This window comes from Streptomyces sp. SirexAA-E (genome assembly GCF_000177195.2).
In the GTDB taxonomy this organism is placed as follows: domain Bacteria; phylum Actinomycetota; class Actinomycetes; order Streptomycetales; family Streptomycetaceae; genus Streptomyces; species Streptomyces flavovirens.
In genome coordinates this window covers 2,071,905-2,089,431 of sequence record NC_015953.1, presented here as the reverse complement: position 1 = coordinate 2,089,431, position 17,527 = coordinate 2,071,905, and the positions used below count along the sequence as shown (strand labels likewise).

General features: G+C 71.7%; 18 protein-coding genes and 1 pseudogene. 8 read left to right on the top strand and 11 right to left on the bottom strand.

Features of this window, described 5'->3' with window-relative positions; all coding sequences use genetic code 11:
* The first annotated feature begins 292 nt into the window (after positions 1-292).
* The 3 genes from SACTE_RS33645 to SACTE_RS09250 are packed head-to-tail and all read left to right on the top strand — an operon-like array spanning position 293 to position 2,829.
* The gene (locus tag SACTE_RS33645; RefSeq protein WP_026359035.1) at positions 293-589 is read left to right on the top strand and encodes a hypothetical protein; all 297 of its coding nucleotides are present in this window, start codon (positions 293-295) and stop codon (positions 587-589) included.
* Complete coding sequence (locus SACTE_RS09255; RefSeq protein ID WP_019992673.1) at positions 576-1,628, top strand: polyprenyl synthetase family protein; 1,053 nt, start codon at positions 576-578, stop codon at positions 1,626-1,628. The genes SACTE_RS33645 and SACTE_RS09255 overlap by 14 nt, the downstream gene beginning before the upstream one ends.
* Before the next feature lie 40 nt (positions 1,629-1,668).
* The gene (locus tag SACTE_RS09250) at positions 1,669-2,829 is read left to right on the top strand and encodes an oxygenase MpaB family protein (RefSeq protein ID WP_014045771.1); all 1,161 of its coding nucleotides are present in this window, start codon (positions 1,669-1,671) and stop codon (positions 2,827-2,829) included.
* A gap of 20 nt (positions 2,830-2,849) precedes the next feature.
* On the opposite strand, the gene SACTE_RS09245 is transcribed toward SACTE_RS09250, so the two are convergent.
* From SACTE_RS09245 to SACTE_RS09225, 5 genes are all read right to left on the bottom strand, one after another.
* The gene (locus SACTE_RS09245; RefSeq protein WP_019992674.1) at positions 2,850-3,650 is read right to left on the bottom strand and encodes an ABC-2 family transporter protein; all 801 of its coding nucleotides are present in this window, start codon (positions 3,648-3,650) and stop codon (positions 2,850-2,852) included.
* A 5-nt stretch (positions 3,651-3,655) separates the two neighbouring features.
* Entirely contained in the window at positions 3,656-4,444 is a 789-nt protein-coding gene (locus SACTE_RS09240; protein WP_014045769.1) for an ABC-2 family transporter protein, read from the bottom strand.
* Positions 4,441-5,412: an ATP-binding cassette domain-containing protein gene (locus tag SACTE_RS09235; RefSeq protein WP_014045768.1), complete on the bottom strand. Its 972-nt coding sequence runs from the start codon at positions 5,410-5,412 to the stop codon at positions 4,441-4,443. Before SACTE_RS09235 ends, SACTE_RS09240 begins: the two co-directional genes overlap by 4 nt.
* A 115-nt stretch (positions 5,413-5,527) precedes the next feature.
* Complete coding sequence (locus tag SACTE_RS09230) at positions 5,528-5,794, bottom strand: DUF397 domain-containing protein (protein WP_014045767.1); 267 nt, start codon at positions 5,792-5,794, stop codon at positions 5,528-5,530.
* Positions 5,754-6,602, bottom strand: coding sequence for a helix-turn-helix transcriptional regulator (locus tag SACTE_RS09225; RefSeq protein WP_014045766.1), 849 nt, complete (start codon positions 6,600-6,602; stop codon positions 5,754-5,756). Before SACTE_RS09225 ends, SACTE_RS09230 begins: the two co-directional genes overlap by 41 nt.
* Positions 6,603-6,683: 81 nt before the next feature.
* On the opposite strand from SACTE_RS09225, the pseudogene SACTE_RS33040 reads away from it, so the two are divergent.
* Positions 6,684-7,031 (top strand): annotated as a pseudogene (locus tag SACTE_RS33040) (ATP-binding protein); the annotation flags it as partial.
* Between the two features lie 89 nt (positions 7,032-7,120).
* On the opposite strand, the gene SACTE_RS09220 reads toward SACTE_RS33040, so the two are convergent.
* Positions 7,121-7,933, bottom strand: coding sequence for a serine hydrolase domain-containing protein (locus tag SACTE_RS09220; protein ID WP_014045765.1), 813 nt, complete (start codon positions 7,931-7,933; stop codon positions 7,121-7,123).
* Positions 7,934-8,014: 81 nt separating this feature from the next.
* Here SACTE_RS09220 and SACTE_RS09215 point away from each other — a divergent pair, with 81 nt between their 5' ends.
* Together SACTE_RS09215 and SACTE_RS09210 are read left to right on the top strand one after the other, a co-directional pair.
* Complete coding sequence (locus SACTE_RS09215; protein ID WP_026359000.1) at positions 8,015-8,467, top strand: MerR family transcriptional regulator; 453 nt, start codon at positions 8,015-8,017, stop codon at positions 8,465-8,467.
* Positions 8,468-8,471: 4 nt separating this feature from the next.
* Positions 8,472-9,491, top strand: a complete 1,020-nt coding sequence (locus SACTE_RS09210; RefSeq protein ID WP_014045763.1) for an aldo/keto reductase — start codon at positions 8,472-8,474, stop codon at positions 9,489-9,491.
* A gap of 75 nt (positions 9,492-9,566) precedes the next feature.
* Here the strand turns inward: SACTE_RS09210 and SACTE_RS09205 are convergent, their stop codons facing one another.
* From SACTE_RS09205 to SACTE_RS09185, 5 genes are all read right to left on the bottom strand, one after another.
* Complete coding sequence (locus tag SACTE_RS09205; protein WP_014045762.1) at positions 9,567-10,256, bottom strand: response regulator transcription factor; 690 nt, start codon at positions 10,254-10,256, stop codon at positions 9,567-9,569.
* Positions 10,253-11,632 carry a sensor histidine kinase gene (locus SACTE_RS09200; protein ID WP_019992676.1) on the bottom strand — a complete coding sequence of 460 codons (1,380 nt, stop codon included), beginning with the start codon at positions 11,630-11,632 and terminating at the stop codon, positions 10,253-10,255. The genes SACTE_RS09205 and SACTE_RS09200 overlap by 4 nt, the downstream gene beginning before the upstream one ends.
* 106 nt (positions 11,633-11,738) lie before the next feature.
* Positions 11,739-12,656, bottom strand: a complete 918-nt coding sequence (locus SACTE_RS09195; protein WP_019992677.1) for a DUF4429 domain-containing protein — start codon at positions 12,654-12,656, stop codon at positions 11,739-11,741.
* A gap of 97 nt (positions 12,657-12,753) precedes the next feature.
* Positions 12,754-13,965: an alpha/beta hydrolase gene (locus SACTE_RS09190; protein ID WP_014045759.1), complete on the bottom strand. Its 1,212-nt coding sequence runs from the start codon at positions 13,963-13,965 to the stop codon at positions 12,754-12,756.
* A gap of 419 nt (positions 13,966-14,384) precedes the next feature.
* Positions 14,385-15,050, bottom strand: a complete 666-nt coding sequence (locus SACTE_RS09185; protein WP_014045758.1) for a TetR family transcriptional regulator — start codon at positions 15,048-15,050, stop codon at positions 14,385-14,387.
* Between the two features lie 115 nt (positions 15,051-15,165).
* On the opposite strand from SACTE_RS09185, the gene SACTE_RS09180 reads away from it, so the two are divergent.
* Both SACTE_RS09180 and SACTE_RS09175 read left to right on the top strand, forming a co-directional pair.
* On the top strand, positions 15,166-16,776 hold the full coding sequence (locus SACTE_RS09180; protein WP_014045757.1) for an MFS transporter: 1,611 nt from the start codon (positions 15,166-15,168) through the stop codon (positions 16,774-16,776).
* A gap of 221 nt (positions 16,777-16,997) precedes the next feature.
* Positions 16,998-17,417 (top strand): peptidase inhibitor family I36 protein, encoded by a 420-nt coding sequence (locus SACTE_RS09175; RefSeq protein WP_014045756.1) that lies wholly within the window; start codon positions 16,998-17,000, stop codon positions 17,415-17,417.
* Positions 17,418-17,527 lie beyond the last annotated feature (110 nt).

Here is a 17,527-nt window from a genome sequence, read left to right as displayed (position 1 = left end):
CGTCCGGTGTCAGCCGTAGATCTGAAGGAAGCACACGGCCGTCACCTTAGCCCTGCCCCGGCCGCCACTGCACCGGAATAACGCCGCGCCGCAGGGGCACAGTTCGCCACGCCCCCGCGACAGTTCGCCGCGTCCCCCGCAGCAGGGCGAACGCCAGTTCAGACGTTCGCCTGATCGGTGGTCCGGCGCGTACCGCCGCCTCCGCCCGGACACGCTGTCGTCGGAACAGCCGGGGAGGGGCGACCGCACCGGCCGGGCCGGGTCCGGGTCGCCGATGCGGGAGGGGAACGCGGTGACGCATACGACGGGACGAAGCGGACCGGGGGACAGCGACGCGGTGCTGCTGGCCGCGGGAGCCGCCGACTGGGCCCTCGGCGGCCTGGCCGCCGCGGTGGAGGGGGTGCGAGGTCTGCTCGGCAGGGCGGACGTCCGCGAGTTGGCCGAGGAGGGCCGTCGGGATCTCAGGGCCCGGGGGCGGCTTGCCCTGGACCGGCTGTCGGGCGCCACCGCCTCGCCGGCGTACCTGGAGGTCCTGGCCCGGCACGCCGCCGCCCGCCGTGCCGGCGGTGGACAGCGTGACGACGGCTGACGGCGCCGCGCGCTCCGTCCTCAAGGACCGGGTGGACGCGGTGCTGCGCGGCTTCGTGGACGAGGAGACAGCTCTGCTGCTGGCCGTCGACGCCGAACTGGCGCCGGTGGCGGAGCAGTTGCGTACCGCCACCGCGTACGGCAAGCGGCTGCGGGCGGCGTTCTGCTACTGGGGCTGGCGGGCGGCGGGGCAGCCCGACAGCGACGCGCTGGTCCGGGCCGCGGCCGCGATGGAGCTGGTGCACGCGGCGGCCGTGGTCCATGACGACCTGATCGACGGCAGTGCGCTGCGGCACGGCCTGCCCACCGCCCAGTTCGCCCTGCGTGCGGCCGTGTCCGGCCGTCGGCGTCCGGCGGCGGCCCGGTCGCTGGCCCTGCTGGTGGGGGATCTGCTGATGTCGTGGGCCGGGCAGCTGTTCGTCTCCAGCGGGCTGCCCGCCGCCTACCTGTCCCGGGCCCGCCCGCTGTGGGCCGCCCTGGCACGGGAGCTGATCGCCGGGGAGTGCCTGGAGATCCTGCGCACCGGCGCGGTGCCCGACGTACGGGACTCACTGAAGGTGATCCGCTACAAGACCGCCAAGTACACCGTCGAGCAGCCCCTGCTCATCGGCGGAGCCCTGGCCGGAGCCTCGCCGGACCTGCGGGAGGCCTTCAGCGACTACGGGCTGCCGCTGGGGGAGGCGTTCCAGCTGCGGGACGACCTGCTGGGTCTGTTCGGGGAGACGGCGCGCACCGGCAAGGCGAACGCCGACGACATCACCGGCCGCCGCCCCACGGTCCTGCTGGCCGAGACCTGGTCCCGGGCCACCCCCGCCGAACGCAAGCACCTCAAGGGCCTGCTGGGGCGCCGACTGGACGAGGACGGCCTCGGAGAGGTGCGCGCGATCATGGGCCGCACCGGGGCCCCCGAGCGCGTCGAGGACATGATCGCCCAGCGCGTCCGGGCCGCCACCGCCGTCGTGGAGCAGACCCGGCTGCCGGCCGACGCCACCCACGCGCTGACCGACCTGGCCGCCACCGCGGTCCACCGCCGCCACTGACCGTGCCCCCGCCGGACCGCCCACACGGAGGAAGACCCTGATGACCTACACCGAAGCGTCGATGGACGCCCTGCGCCGTACCGGGGACGAGCTGGCCGACGCGACCGTGGCGACCCTGTTCGAGCGGGGCGAGGTGGGCACGTTCAACACCCTCATGCGGTACGTGTCCACCGCCGGGCAGGAGCTTCCCGACGGACTGCCCGACGTCGCACGGGAGTACCTGCACACCACCGCGGCCCCGCCCGCCTGGGTGGACTGGGGAGAGATGGAGAACGCCCGGCTGTTCTTCATCGACAACAACGTGCACATCTCCACCGCCCTGTCCTTCGCGTCCATGCCCGCCTGCTACCTCGTCCCGCACGTGGCCAGGCTGCTGTCCGCCACACACGGCCTGGACTACCCCTCCAGGCGGATGGCGGAGACCGGGCAGTTCACCGTCCACCTGATGCAGCCCGACGCCTTCGAGGCCGGCAGCCGCTTCATCCCCGCCGCCCAGAAGGTACGGCTGCTGCACGCCTCCATCCGCCACCACCTCAAGCGGGAGGACCGGTGGGACACCGAGGCGCTGGGGACGCCGATCTGCCAGGAGGACATGATCGGCGGGCAGATGTTCTTCTCCCTGCTGGTGCTGGACTCGCTGGACCGGCTGGGCATCCACATGACCGAGGAGGGCGCGGACGCCTACTACTACGCGTGGCGGGTGGTCGGCGCCATGCTCGGCGTCGACCAGGACGCCGTGCCGAAGGATCTTCAGGCGGCCCGCCGCTTCCTCGACCTCTACATGGTCCGCCACATGGGCCCCTCGGAGGAGGGCGCCCATCTGACCCGGCAGCTGATCGACCTGTACGAGGAGGTCGTCCCCGGCACCTTCTTCGACCCGGTCGTCTCCGCCCTCATCCGCTACCTCGCGGGCGACACCGGCGCCGACTGGCTCGGCGTGCCCCGCACCTCCTGGGACACCCTCGTCAAGGCCGCGCCCCACCTGCTGGGCGTGCTGGAGACCATCGAGGACCGCTCACCGCTGGGCGCCTGGGCCCTGGACCGCGTCGGCCACCTCACCACCCTCCTCGAACTGTCCTCGCTCACCCGCGGCAGGATCATGCACTACGCGATCCCGGAACAGCTCAAGAAGGAGTACGGGGTGTCCACCGCGGTCCCCCGCACCCGCCGCTGGACCCCGCCCGCCCCGACGGTGGCCTGAGCGGCGGCCTCCCGGACCGGTCAGTGCCCGCTGCTCTCGTAGGAGCGGGTCTGCCGCTCCCAGAAGCGGTAGGCGGCGTACATCAGCAGGACGCCGGCCACGGGCGCGCCCCAGCCCAGCCACACGGGCACCGCGAGTTCGTCCTCGCGGTCCAGCAGCACGGTGGCCGGGAGGTAGGCGACGAACGCCAGCGGGAAGACGAAGGTCAGCCCGAAACCGGCGGCCGTACCGAAGATCTTCAGCGGATAGTTCCCGAAGTCGCTGAAGATCATGTCGATGGCGAACTTGATCGGGGCGACCTGCTTCATCCTGAACGCCAGTGCCGACGCCGCCAGTTGGAGTGACCCCTCCACCAGCGCGCCCCCCATGACGGCCAGCAGCAGGAAGCCGACGGCCCCCGGCGACCAGTCGACCGGCGCCCTGGCCGACGCGAGGGCCAGCAGCACCGCCCCGCCCGCGAGGTCGCCGAGCGCGCTCAGCCGCAGCCTGCGGGTGAGGAGCTGGACCAGCGGCGAGACGGGCCTGATCAGATACCGGTCGTACTCGCCCTCGATGACGACCTCGTCGATGTGGACCAGCTGATGGCCCGGGAGGAGCCACAGGCCGTGGGCGGTGAGCCGGAGCCCGTACAGGAAGGCGATCTCCGACAGGCCCCAGCCGCCGACCTGACCGAAGCGGTCGAGGACCGCCCAGATGAAGGCCAGCCCCACGCCCTGGTAGAACAGCCCGCCGAGGATGTTGATGAAGAGGTTGCCCCGGTACTGGAACTCGGCGCGGAACGCCGCACCGGCCAGCAGCAGATAGACACGCAGCGCGCGCACCCCGCTCACCCGCCCTGCGACAGGACACGCTGCCGCGCCCGCGACCACACCAGCGCGGCCAGCGCGCCGAGGACGACGACCCACGCGCACTGCACGCCCAGGGCGGCGAGGATTCCGGTCCCCTCGGCCTGGCCGAGGTAGATGGCGGCCGGGGTGTACGCGGTGGCCTGGAACGGCAGCCATTGTGCGGCGGCCCTGACGGGACCCGGCATGAACCACAGCGGGACCAGGGCCCCGGAGAAGAACTGTGCGACGAAGCGGTACGCCATGAGGGCCCCGCTCACCTCCAAGGTCCAGAAGGCGACCATGCCGAGCAGCAGTCCGAGCAGCTGGCTGACGAGCAGCGCGCCGAGCAGCGCGAGCGGATAGGCGAAGCCGGCGGCCACCGAGGCGGGGGCACTGCCCGCACCGATCAGCAGCGCGAACGGCAGCGCCACCAGCAGGACCGGCACCGACGCGGAGACCCACCCGACCTGGCCGGACAGCATCTGCCCGGGGAAGCCGATGGGCCGCAGCAGGTCCACCGCGACCTTGCCCTCGCGCACCCGCTGCTCGATGGGCGAGGACCGCCAGGGGTTGACCAGCGTGTACTGGAGTGTGGACAGCGTCGCGTACGCCGTCATGGTGGCGAGGGGGATCCCGTCCATCTCCTCGCGGCCGTCGTAGAAGGCGCTCCACACCACCGTCAGCAGGTAGATCTGGAGCAGCATCATCACGAACGTCGACAGGTAGGAGCTGCGATAGGTGAGCGCGACGCGGAACTCCATCCGGGCACACGCGAGATGGGCCTTCACCGGCGGTCCGCGTAGATCCGGTGGATGACGCTTTCGAGCTCGGGCTCCACGATCGACAGGTCGGTCACCCGGTGCCGCGCCAGCACGGCTGCGACCAGTTCGGCGGGCGGGGTGACCGAGGGGTCGAAGCGCAGCCACACCTTGCCCTCCTCGCGGCGTACGACCTCGGCGCCCTCGACCCCTTCGAGGTGATCGGTCTGCACGACGAGCTCCCGGTGCGGGGCGTATCGGGCCTTCAGCTCGTCCACGTCACCGTCGTAGGCGACCTTGCCGTGGTCGATGAGGACGATGCGGTCGCAGAGTTCCTCGACGTCGTCGAGGTCGTGGGTGGTGAGGACGACCGTGGTGCCGGACTCGCGGTTGAGCCGGCCGACGAAGGTGCGTATCCGCTCCTTGGCGACGACGTCCAGACCGACGGTCGGCTCGTCCAGGTAGAGGATGCTCGGGTCGTAGAGCATCGCGGCGGCGAGGTCGCCGCGCATCCGCTGGCCCAGCGACAGCTGGCGCACCGGGGTGTCGAGGAAGGGCCCGAGGTCCAGCAGCTCGGCGAACTGCTTCTGCTTCTGCGCGAACCGGTCGGCGGGCACGTCGTAGAGCCGGCCGATGAGCCACAGCGATTCGCGCAGTGGCAGGTCCCACCAGAGCTGACTGCGCTGGCCGAAGACCACGCCTATCTGGCGGGCGTTGCGGGCACGGTCGCGCCAGGGAGTGGTTCCGGCGACCTGGACGGTGCCGGAGGTGGGCACGAGGATGCCGGTGAGCATCTTGATGGTGGTGGACTTCCCGGCACCGTTGGGGCCGAGATAGCCCACCATCTCGCCCGGCTCGATCCGGAAGCTGACGCCGTCGACGGCGCGCTTGACGGTGTACTCGCGGGTCAGCAGTGTGCGCACCGCCGCGAACGAGCCGTGCTGCTGCTTGGGCCTGCGGAACTCCTTGACGAGGTCTGCCACCTCGATGACGGGCATGTACGCCTCTCCTGGACCAGGCGAAGCCCCGAGGGGCACGGTCGATCAGTGAGTGTGCACAATGCGGGCTGGTCCAGGCCAACCAATTACCTTGTGAGCGACGGGGGTTCGCCGTCTATCGCAGCCCGTCCACGAAAGCCTGCCAGGCGCCGGTGCTCACGAACAGGACGGGACCGGCCGGGTTCTTGCTGTCGCGGACCGGGACGGAGGCGGGGCAGCCGTCGGCGACCTCGACGCACTCGCCGCCGGTGTTTCCGCTGTACGAGGATGTGCGCCAGGCGGCGTTGCCGGTGACGGTGCACTCCACGCATTCACCACCGGTGCTGCCGCTGTAACTGGACCTACGCCACTGTGCGTTCATCAGGCCGAGGCCGGTCTCCATAACGCTCCTTCATCACGCGGGCGATCAGTGCCGCGGAATACTCGACGGAGAGGGCAGCGGCCTGGAGATGAGCGTAGTGGCGCGCAGCCTCCTTGATGGTGTCCAGGCTGGCGGTCATGTGACCGGAGATGAGGTCCTCGGTGTAGATGACGTCCGGGTCGTCCTCGAAGCGCAGCAGGGTGAACATGCCATCCATGCTTGTGTGTTCACCCGCGCGGAACGGCAGCACCTGCATCCGCATCCAGCGGTGTCCCGCGAACTCCAACAGGCGCGCCAGTTGGTTCCGCATCGTTTCCCGGCCGCCGATCGGCCGGTGCAGTACCGCCTCGTCCAGGACTGCCCAGGCCAGTGGCGGATGGTCCCGTTCCAGGATGCGCTGGCGTTCCATGCGGGCTGCCAGCGGGCCGTCGAGGTCGTCCGGCATGCCCGTGGCCGGCAGCGCCCGCGCGTACTCCTCCGTCTGCGGTAGCCCGTACACCACCTGCGCCTGGTAGGTGGAGATGTACGTCGCCTTCGCCTCCATGTCCGCGTACGGCTGGAACCACGCCGGCAGTTGGCTGCGCAGGACCAGGCCGACCAGGCGGGAGAAGAGTCCGTCCGTGCCGAGTGCCGCGTCCACCCGCTCCGAGAAGTCGCGGGTCGGGATCTTCCTCGTCGTCCCGATCTGGCCGATCAGGGAGCCCGTGCAGAAGATGATGTCGCCGAGCTGACCCTGTTTCAGGTTGGCGGCCTCGCGCAGGCGGCGCGGTTCCCAGCCGTAGTAGTCCGGCGGGGAAGCGTCGGGGTCGAGTGACTGCACGGTGGCCACGGGGTACCTCCGGCTGCAACACCTTGCGGCGTTCGTTTCGTTGCGTAGCCGAGAGTAATCAATCCACTGCACCCTGGTGACATGAATCACGTATCCCCTACCCGGACCGGTGACGCCGCGACCGGGACCGAGGTCTTCTACCGCTCGGAGTTCGCCATGGGCGAGCACTCGGCCGGACACCTGCGCCACATCCTGCGCCTGTACCTCAAGGGTTCCGGCCTTCTCGAACTGGGCGACGCCGCCGAACTGGCGCTCACCGAGCTGATCGCGAACGTCGTACGGCACGTCCCCGGCCGCCGGTGCCAGACGTGCATCCACCTCTGGGCGGACGGCGTACGGGTCGAGGTCGCGGACCAGGACCCGCGATTGCCCCGGCCCTGCGCCGACGACGAACTCGCCGACGGAGGACGGGGCTTGCTACTCGTCGCGGCCGTCACCGACCGGTGGGGCGTGGAGCCCCGGCCCGACGGAACCGGCAAGACGGTGTGGTTCGAGTGCCTGGCCGACCGGAAGACCGGTCAGGCCAGCTCCGCCAGTACCGCGTCCGTGAACGGCGGCCAGACCTCCGTGGCCCAGGGCCCGAAGGCCCGGTCCGTCAGTGCGACGCAGGCCGCGCCCGCCGCCGGGTCGACCCACAGGAACGTACCGGACTGGCCGAAGTGGCCGAAGGTCGCGGGGGAGGAGGAACTGCCCGTCCAGTGAGGTGACTTGGAGCCACGGATCTCGAATCCGAGTCCCCAGTCGTTCGGGTTCTGATGGCCGTACCCCGGCAGGACGCCCTTGAGGCCGGGGTGGACGACGGTCTGGGCCTCCAGCACCGTGCGCGGGTCCAGCAGGCGCGGGGCCTGGAGCTCGGCGGCGAAGCGGACCAGGTCGTCCACGGTGGAGACGCCGTCCTTGGCCGGGGAGCCGTCCACCGTGGTCGCCGTCATGCCCAGCGGCTCCAGCACGGCCTGGCGCACGTACTCCGGGAACGGGATCTCCGTGGCCTTCGCGATGTGGTCGCCCAGCACCTCGAAGCCCGCGTTGGAGTACAGCCGCCGGGTGCCGGGAGGCGCGGTCACCCGGTGCTCGTCGAAGGCGAGGCCGCTGGTGTGCGCGAGCAGGTGGCGGACCGTGGAGCCCTCGGGCCCGGCCGGCTCGTCCAGCTCCACCGCGCCCTCCTCGTACGCCACCAGCGCCGCGTACGCCGCCAGCGGCTTGGTGACGGAGGCGAGGGGGAAACGGTGCGTGGTCGGGCCGTGCGTACCGGTGACGGTACCGTCCGCGGTGACGACGGCGGCGGCCGCCGTGGGAACGGGCCAGTTCTCGATCAGTGCCAGGCTCTGCATGGGGACGAGCTTACGACCGTCCGGACACGTCACCCGTTTGCGCTTGCTTCGAGTGCACTCCAAGGTTCTAGCGTGGAGAGCATGACGGTGATGGAGAGCACTACCGCACAGACCGACACCTGCGCGACCCCGAAGGCGCACCCGCGTCCCGGGGGTGAGGACCGCTACACCATCAGCGAGGTCGCCGCCTTCACCGGTCTCAGCGCGCACACCCTGCGGTGGTACGAGCGGATCGGCCTGATGCCGCACGTGGACCGCTCCCACACCGGGCAGCGCCGCTTCACCAACCGCGACCTGGACTGGCTGGCCTTCGTCGGCAAGCTCCGGCTGACCGGCATGCCGGTCGCCGACATGGTCCGGTACGCGGAACTGCTGCGCGAGGGCGAGCACACCTTCGAGGACCGGCAGGAGCTGCTGGAGGCGACCCGCCGCGACGTGAGGACGCGGATCGCGGAGCTCCAGGACACCCTCGCCGTCCTCGACCACAAGATCGACTTTTATGCGGGCGCCCGAGCGGCGTCGGAAGGGGTCTGACGACATGAGCGACAGCACCGGCAGGATCGCCACGGCGGAGCTCGGGAGGGGCGGCCCCAGGGTCGGTGTCCAGGGGCTCGGCTGCATGGGGATCAGCGAGTTCTACGGGGACACCGACGAGGCCGCGGCCAGGGACACCCTCGACGCGGCACTGGAGGCGGGTGTCACTCTCTTCGACACCGCCGACATCTACGGGCGCGGCGCCAACGAGACCTTCCTCGCGCCGTTCGTCGGGGCGCACCGCGCAGAGATCACCCTGGCCACGAAGTTCGCCGTCCAGCGGACGGACGACCCCGAGTTCCGGGCGGTGAACAACGACCCGGCGTACATCAGGCAGGCCGTCGAGGGCAGCCTGCGGCGGCTCGGCACCGACGTCATCGACCTGTACTACATGCACCGGCGCGATCCGCTCGTCCCGCTCGCCGACTCGGTGGGCGCGATGGCCGAGCTGGTGCGGCAGGGCAAGGTGAAGCAGCTCGGGCTGAGCGAGGTGACCGGCGCGGAGCTGCGGGAGGCGTACGCCGTGCACCCGATCGCCGCGCTCCAGTCGGAGTGGTCGCTCTTCAGCCGGGACGTGGAGCGCAGCGCCGTTCCCGCGGCCGTCGAGCTCGGGGTGACCGTCGTGCCGTACTCGCCGCTCGGCCGGGGATTCTTGACCGGGGCGTTCGCGGACGCGGCGAAGGACCTGACGGCGGACGACTTCCGCAAGCACCAGCCGCGCTTCACCGGCGAGAACGCCAGGACGAACGCCGCGCTGCTGGAGCCCGTTCACAAGATCGCGGCGGCGCACGGGGTGACCGCCGCCCAGGTCGCCCTCGCGTGGGTGCAGCAGCGTGCCGACGTGCACGGGGTCGCCGTGGTCCCGATCCCCGGGACCCGCAAGCGCAGCCGACTCCTGGAGAACGTCGCGGCGACCCGGCTGACCCTGAGCGCGCAGGAGCTGGAACAGCTGGAGCCGATCGCCGGGCAGGTGGCGGGGGACCGGTACCCGGACATGAGCAGCACGTCCACCGCCCGCGAGTAGCGGCCCCAGGACCCCAGGACCCGTCCCCGGGCCCCGGGACGGGGTCCGGCCGAAGGGCCGGGCGGCGCCGAGGTGCTACGCCTCGGCGCCGCCCGGCTCCACCAGACCCGACTCGTACGCGAAGATCACCGCCTGCGCCCGGTCCCGCAGATCCGCCTTGGCGAGTATCCGCGAGACATGGGTCTTCACCGTCTGCTCCGCCACCACCAGCCGTCCCGCGATCTCCTGGTTCGACAGGCCCCGGGCCACCAGCTCCAGCACCTCGGTCTCGCGCGGGGTCAGCCCCTTCAGCCGCCGGGCGGGGCCGCTCCGGAAGGCCCCGGACGGCCGCTGGCGCGCGAAGTCCGCGATCAGCCGACGGGTCACGGACGGCGCGAGCAGCGCGTCCCCCGCGGCCACGACGCGCACCGCCGCGATCAGATCGGCCGGCGGGGCGTCCTTCAGCAGGAAGCCGGACGCCCCGACGCGCAGCGCCTCGTACACGTAGTCGTCCACGTCGAACGTGGTCAGCATCAGCACCTTCGGGCGGTGGTCCGTCCCCGCGGGGGCCGACAGCAGCTCGCGGGCCGCCGCCAGCCCGTCCATCTCCGGCATCCGGACGTCCATCAGGACCACGTCCGGGCACGTACGGCGGCTCACCTCGACGCCCTGGCGCCCGTCCGGTGCCTGGCCCACCACCTCGATGTCGCTCTGCGCCGCGAGCAGCGCCGCGAACCCCGCCCTGACCATGGCCTGGTCGTCAACGATGATCACGCGGATGCTCAAGGATCCTCCGAGGCGAGGGAAGCCGACGAAACGACGGGAGCGGACAGCGGCAGCCGCGCGGCCACCCGGAAGCCCCCGTCGGGCAGCGGACCGGTGTCCAGCGTGCCGCCGGTCAACCGTACGCGTTCCCTCATCCCGACCAGCCCGTGCCCCGTGCCGGTCGCCTCCAGCGGCGAACCGGGGCGCTGCGCCCGGTCGTTGACGACCAGGACCGTCAGATGGGAGCCGGCCGCCGTGACCGACACCCGGGTACGGGCCCCCGGCGCGTGCCGGACCACATTGGCCAGGGCCTCCTGCACGATGCGGTACGCGGACAGGTCGACGGCCTGGGGCAGCCCGTCCTCCGTCGACCCCGGCACATCCGTGCCCATCGACAGCTCCACGGGCAGCCCCGACCGCACCGTGGCCTCCACCAGCTGCTGGATCCGGTCCAGCCCCGGCTGAGGGGCCCGCTCCCCCTCGGTGCCGTCGCTGCGCAGCACCGAGAGCAGCCGTCGCATCTCCGTCAGTGACTCCCGGGCGCTCGCCGCGATCGAGCCGAACTCCTCGCGCGCCTGTTCCGGGAGGCCGCTGATCCGGTACGGCGCCGAGTCCGCCTGCACCGTGATCACCGACATGTGGTGGGCGACCACGTCGTGCAGCTCCCGGGCGATCCGGGTCCTCTCCTCCAGCAGTGTCCGCCCGGCCCGCTCGGTCTCGCTGATCGTCTCCTGCTCGACGAGCCGCCGCTGCGCCTCGCCCCGCTCCCGCAGCGCCGCCGTGATCACGAGGACCACGGCGCCCAGCACCGGCAGCAGCACGACACCGCTGGCGTCGCGCTCCGGCGCGATCAGGTACAGCAGCAGCCCGGCCGTGCCGGTCGTCAGCCAGACGGCGAGCAGGGTCCGCCGGGTCTCGCGCAGCCCCAGGGCGAGCAGCACGAAGAGGTAGGAGATGACGACCGTCGGCGACCACGGCCAGGGGAGCTCCTGACGCAGGGGTGGGAGCGGCACGGGGGCGGGCGACGACACGGGGGCGAGCAGCACCAGCGCGCCGACCACGTCCGCGCCGAAGACGATCCACCACGCCTGCAGCGGCCGGTGGGCCAGCATCAGCAGCGGCCCTGCCTGGGCGAGTGCCAGGAGCGCGGCCGGGCCGCGCCCCACCTGGTAGTCCATGGTCAGGATCTGGAACGTGGCCGGCACGAAGAGGGCGGTGAGCAGGGTGACGACGAGGTACGGCGCCAGCCGCTGCCACCGCCTGGAGGCGCCGGCGAGCAGGGGGGTCGGCGGGTGGGAGGGGTGGGCCAGGCTGCGGGCGAGTGCGCCCAGATGACGACGGACGACGCTCGGCAGACCGTCGGCGGGCGGGGGCGACCCCGGGGAAGAGGAAGACATGACCTGGTCAGGGTAAGCAGCGGGCCCGACCGGTGGCGTCATACCAGGGGTCCCATCCCGGTCGGCCGGACCCCGTACCCGGGTACGGGGTCCGGCCGACCCGGGCCTACAGCTCGGCGAGCAGCTCCGCCTTCTTGGCGCTGTACTCGTCGTCCGTCACCAGGCCCGCCCGGTGCAGCTCCCCGAGGTGCCGCATGCGCTCCGCGACCGCCGCCGGGTCGTGCAGCGGCCCGCCCACCGGGGCGGAGGCCGGGACGAGCGGGGCCGGCTGGGTCCGGCGTACGGACTCCAGGACCGCCGCGGCGAAGGGCAGCGACTCGTGCACCGGTCCGTAGCCGAGCCCGAACAGGACGGCCGCCGGGTCCTGGTCGGCCTGGACACGCCCGGTGGCGGGCTCCGGGGCACCCTGTCCCGAGGCGGGCGCCGGGCCGTCGGTGTCGGCGGCACCGCGCGGTACCAGCCGCAGATAACCCTCCATCGCCTCCGGCGACCGCCACTCGACCCCGCTCAGCTCCGCCACCGGGAACGTCTGGTCACCCGCCTTCCACTTGGCGCTGGACGCCCCGGTCCACGACCACCGGAAGGAGACCCGCGACCCGTCGAAGCCGGCCCGGCCGTCGTACGCCTTGAACTGCATCGGCGCCTCGGGGGCCGCGACCAGGAACCGGTCGGCGGGCTCGGAGGCCTCCGGGCCGAGCACGGAGCGCAGCTCGTCCGCGTAGTACTCGGCCAGCGTCTCCCGGTCGGCCGGCAGGGACATCCGGTACGGGTCGCACCCCTCCTTCAGCTGTCCCGCGGCCGCCTCCAGCAGCGGATCGGCGCCCGGTCTGGGCACCGCGTGCAGGACCACCGTGCCCCGCTTGCCCGGGGACAGCGTCACCGATGACAACGCCGCGTACGGGACACGGCGTTCACGCAGACTCTGGAAGAGCCTCGGTGTGCGGATCCCCCGTTCGAAGCGGATGAGCAAGGAGTCGGTGTCGAACTCCCAGGTGGCATGATTTCCGGCCAGCACATCACCCATGTGCCTCATCGTATGCGGCACGCGCTCTCACGTCCCCCTTCGGTGTGGGCATTCCCCGTAGGACTCTTCACCGGTTCTTCACCGCGCTCTACGCGCGTCAGACACGCAGACCCCCGGAGATCTCGCTCCGGCAGGCCTGCCCGGCGCTCGCACAGCTGACCGAGCCGTAGGCGCCCACGCCGATGGCGGCGAAATTGCTGAGGCTCTCGGTGCCCGGCTCGAAATAGCCGCTGTGCCCGATCGCGCCGCTCGCCGACACGAGTCGCGCGCCGAATTCCGGATCGACCGGGTCGGCGCCGTGCCCGAGCCCGCCGACCTCCAGGTTCGGCACGTCCTCGATCCAGTCGCCGGTGTCCCGCATGGCCCACACCCGTGCACGCGTGTCCAGGCCGGCGGCGTTGTCGGCCCGCATGCCGGGGCTTCCCGCGACCGCGATGTCCGACACCCGGTCGGGCAGCCTCCGCGCGGCCAGGCCGCACAGCACGGAGCCGTAGCTGTGGCAGAACAGCGAGACGGTGGAGGTGCCGGGCAGCGCCGTCAGGAGCGCGTTCAGCCGCACCGCCCCGCTCGCCGCCAGACCGCCCAGGGCGGCGTCCATCCCGAGGCCGGCGGGCGCGGTGTAGTCGGCCCACGCGATGACGGCGGTACGGGCACGCGGCCTGGCCGTGAGCTCCGCGTCATACAGGGAGCGCGCCATACCGACCGGTGCGGCGTTCTCCTTGCGGCCGGTGCGCTCCAGTGTCAGCAGGTTGGTGTCGACACCGGGCACGACGACGGAGACGCGCTCCGCGCGGTCGAGGTCGCCGAGCACCTCGGCCGCACGGCCTCTTCCCGACGGGTCGAAGGCGAGGATCTGCCGGTCCTTCGCGAGCAGCGAGCGGAAGCGTTCCAGCCGGAGCAGCGCCTGACGGCGGCCGTCGCGCGTGAGTCTGCTGTCCTGGGTCCGCTGTCGCTCCTCGGACTCGGCCTGTTCCAGCGCATGCCGGTTGGCGCGATAACGCAGCGATACGGGGGCGCCGTTCATGTTGCCCACCACCAGCGGGTACGTGTCGGCGAGGGTCACCTGCTGCCGCGCGGTGAGCGTGGCGAAGAAGTGGGCCAGCCGGTACGCCGGAGCGTCGGCATCCGGGAGCGCGCGGCCGCCTGTCCGGTCCCTCGCCCAGGCGGCGAGCGCCTTCTCACGCGGCGCGGCGGTGTGTTGATGACGCACGGCGGTCCAGCCCGTGGTCGCCAGCATCATGAACACGACCGCGACGGCGAGCAGGGCGCGCCAGGCGGTGATGGTGGGGGAGGAGTCGAAGGAAGTCACTGCGCCCCACCCTAGGAGACGGGTCCGCGCGGTCGTCGCAGGGGTGACCCGGATCACCCGGGTGCGAGGACCGACGCGCCCGATTCTCACCCTCCGTACGCGGGGCGTCCACGGCGCGGTGCGGGAAGGTGCGGATGTGCGGGATGGCGTTCCGGGCCATGAGGCACAGATGATGTGTCTGTTTGTGGCGTTTTCGGCCGAGTTGGTTGGTGCCGGTGCCGCCCCTGTCCCGGTGTCGGGCCTGTCCCGGTGTCGGGCCGGTCCCGGTGTCGGGCCGGGGCGGCACCGGGCGGGCTCAGGCCACGGGGTCGAACATCACGGCGCCGGGCGCCGACGCGTCGTCGCAGGGTGCGCATGCGCTGGGCGAGGGTCCGCCGCCGGGTCCGGCACGACTGGGCCGAAGGGCCGCCGTCCCGGGGTCAGGAACGCCACGGGCCGAGGAGGGTCGTATGCAACAGACCCAGGTGCAGTTCGGTCATCTCGCGCAGGCTGGTCACGTTCGCGTCCTGGCGGCGGCCCCACAGCCGACCGGTCAGCCGCATCACCCCGGCGAACGCGGCGACGGCGACCCCGGGGCGCGGATCGGTCTCCGGGTCCAGGCCCTCGCGCTCCGCGATCAGCAGCGTCGTCCGCCGCTCCAGGTCGACGCCTCGTCGCATGTGGGCGGCGACCAGGGCGGGCGTCGACTCGATCATCCGGTAGGTACGCAGGCGGAGTTCGGCCGTGACGTCGTCCTCGGCGGCATCCGCGACACCCCTCCAGGTGTTCAGCGCGGCACGGCGCAGCGCCTCGAACGGCGCCTCCGCCGAGGGGCGTTGCCGCAGTTCGAGAAGGAAACGGGCGTCCACGGCGTCCTGTATGGCGAAGGCCGCCGCCTCCTTGTTCGCGAAGTAGCGGAAGAAGGTGCGCTGGGAGACGTCGACGGCCTCGACGATCTCGTCGACGGTGGTGCGCTCGTACCCCTGCGCGTCGAAGAGCTCGAGGGCGGCGTGCAGCAGGGCTTCCCGGGTGCGCCGCTTCTTGCGTTCACGCAGTCCCGCCGGAGGCCCGGAAAGCGGAGCCCCGGACGTCTGCCTGCTCGTCACCTGTCGGACCTCTTTCCGCCACTTTGACCGGCTCAGCCTACCTGTGACCTAGGTGACAGTTACTGTCATGTGAATTGGTTTGTTAACTGTCAGAAGCTGACACTAATCTCGGCCCATGACTAGTCAGACCACTGTCGAGAAGGCGCCGCGGGAGCCCGAGGACACAGCCGTTCCCGCACCGGCGAAGGGACTGCGCGGCCACCCCTGGCTGACCCTCTTCGCGGTCGCCATCGGCGTGATGATGGTGGCGCTCGACGGCACGATCGTCGCGATCGCCAACCCCGCCATCCAGCAGGACCTCAAGGCCTCGCTCGCCGACGTCCAGTGGATCACCAACGGCTACATGCTGGCCCTCGCGGTCTCCCTGATCACCGCGGGCAAGCTCGGTGACCGCTTCGGCCACCGCCAGACCTTCCTGATAGGCATCACGGGATTCGCCGCGGCCTCGGCGGCCATCGGCTTCTCCGGCAGCGTCACGCTGGTGATCCTGTTCCGTGTGCTCCAGGGCCTCTTCGGCGCCCTGCTGATGCCGGCGGCGCTGGGCCTGCTGCGCGCCACCTTCCCCGCCGAGAAGCTGAACATGGCGATCGGCATCTGGGGCATGGTGATCGGCGCCTCCACCGCGGGCGGCCCCATCCTCGGCGGTGTGCTCGTGGAGCACGTCAGCTGGCAGTCGGTCTTCTTCATCAACGTGCCGGTCGGTGTACTGGCCCTCGTCTTCGGTCTGGTGATCCTCAAGGACCACCGGGCCGAGAACGCGCCGAGGTCCTTCGACATCGGCGGCATCGTGCTGCTCTCGCAGGCGATGTTCTGTCTGATCTGGTCGCTCATCAAGGGCTCCGAGTGGGGCTGGGGCGACGCCAGGACGCTCGGCTTCCTCGGCGCCGCGCTGGCGCTGTTCCTCGTGTTCGCGCTGTCCCAGAAGAACGTTCGCGAACCGCTGATCCCGCTGGCCATGTTCCGCTCCGTGGCACTGTCGGCCGGTGTGGTCCTGATGGTGCTGATGGCCTTCGCCTTCATGGGCGGCCTGTTCTTCGTCACCTTCTACCTGCAGAACGTGCACGGCATGAGTCCGGTCGACAGCGGTCTGCACCTGCTGCCGCTGACCGCGATGATGATCGTCGGGTCGCCGCTGGCCGGGGCCGCGATCACCAAGTTCGGACCGCGTGTGCCGCTGGTCGGCGGCATGGTGTGCGTCGCGGTCGCCATGTTCGGCATGTCCCGGCTGACCGTCGGCACGGGCACGCTGACCATGTCGCTCTGGTTCGCCCTGCTCGGCTTCGGCCTCGCGCCGGTCATGGTCGGTGCCACGGAGGTCATCGTGGGCAACGCCCCGATGGAGCTCTCCGGTGTCGCGGGCGGACTCCAGCAGGCCGCGATGCAGGTCGGCGGCAGTCTCGGTACGGCCGTCCTGGGCGCCGTCATGGCCACCAGGGTGGACGCGAACCTCGGCGACAACTGGAAGGCCGCCGAGCTCCCGCCGGTGGACGAGGCACAGCTGGAGCAGGCGTCCTCCGCCATCGAGGTCGGCATGCCGCCGGTGCCGCCGAACACCCCGCCGGAGATCGCGGCGAAGATCACGGAGGTCGCGCATGACACCTTCGTGTCGGGCATGAGCTTCGCCTTCCTGACCGCCGGCGGGGTCGCCGTGATCGCCGCCCTGGTCGCGCTGCTCACCAAGCGCGGCGAAAACGCCGAGGCAGGCATGGGCGCGGGCCACATCTGACCCCTCGGACCTCCGAGGCGCACGCCGGGCGCGAACCCTGGCGCACTTCGCGTCACCGACGTCAACACCGCGCATACGACAGCCCCGCCGGACGGTTCCGGCGGGGCTGTCGCCTATCAGGGTGGTCCACCGCCAGGCCCCTTCCCGCCCCACGTCCGGGCAGGTCAGAGTGCGGACACCGCGAGTTGTCCGACTCGCTCGACCACGGGGGTTGAACCACCATGCGTACGACCGTTCTCGCCGCCACCCTGGCGGCCGCCGCGCTCATCCCGGCCACCGCACCGGCCGGCACCGCGTCCGAGGCCCGACCCGGGGCCGCCCGGCAGACCCGCACCGCTCCGCAGCCCGCGCCGGCGGGGCTCGCCCCCTGCGGGGCGGGACAGCTCTGCCTGTGGGCGAAGCCCGATTTCACCGGGGCCCGCCAGACCCACGAACTGGCCACCGTCGACATCGAGAGCTGCACCCCGCTGCCCTCCGGCACCACCGCCCAGGCCCTCGTCAACCGCACCGGCCGCCCCGTCACCACCTACCAGTCCGCCACCTGCGCGGAGACCGGCGAATTCGAGACCTACCCGGGCGGCGGGACCTGGGTGCCCCGCTCGCCGTACACGGTGCGGGCCTTCAAGATCTGGGAGAACTGAACGGAACCTTCGCCCCGGACGGATCCCTGACCGACGGCCCACCGCGCGGGACGGGCCCACCGCGCGGGACGGGCCCACCGCGCGGGACGGGCCCACCGCGCGGGACGGAA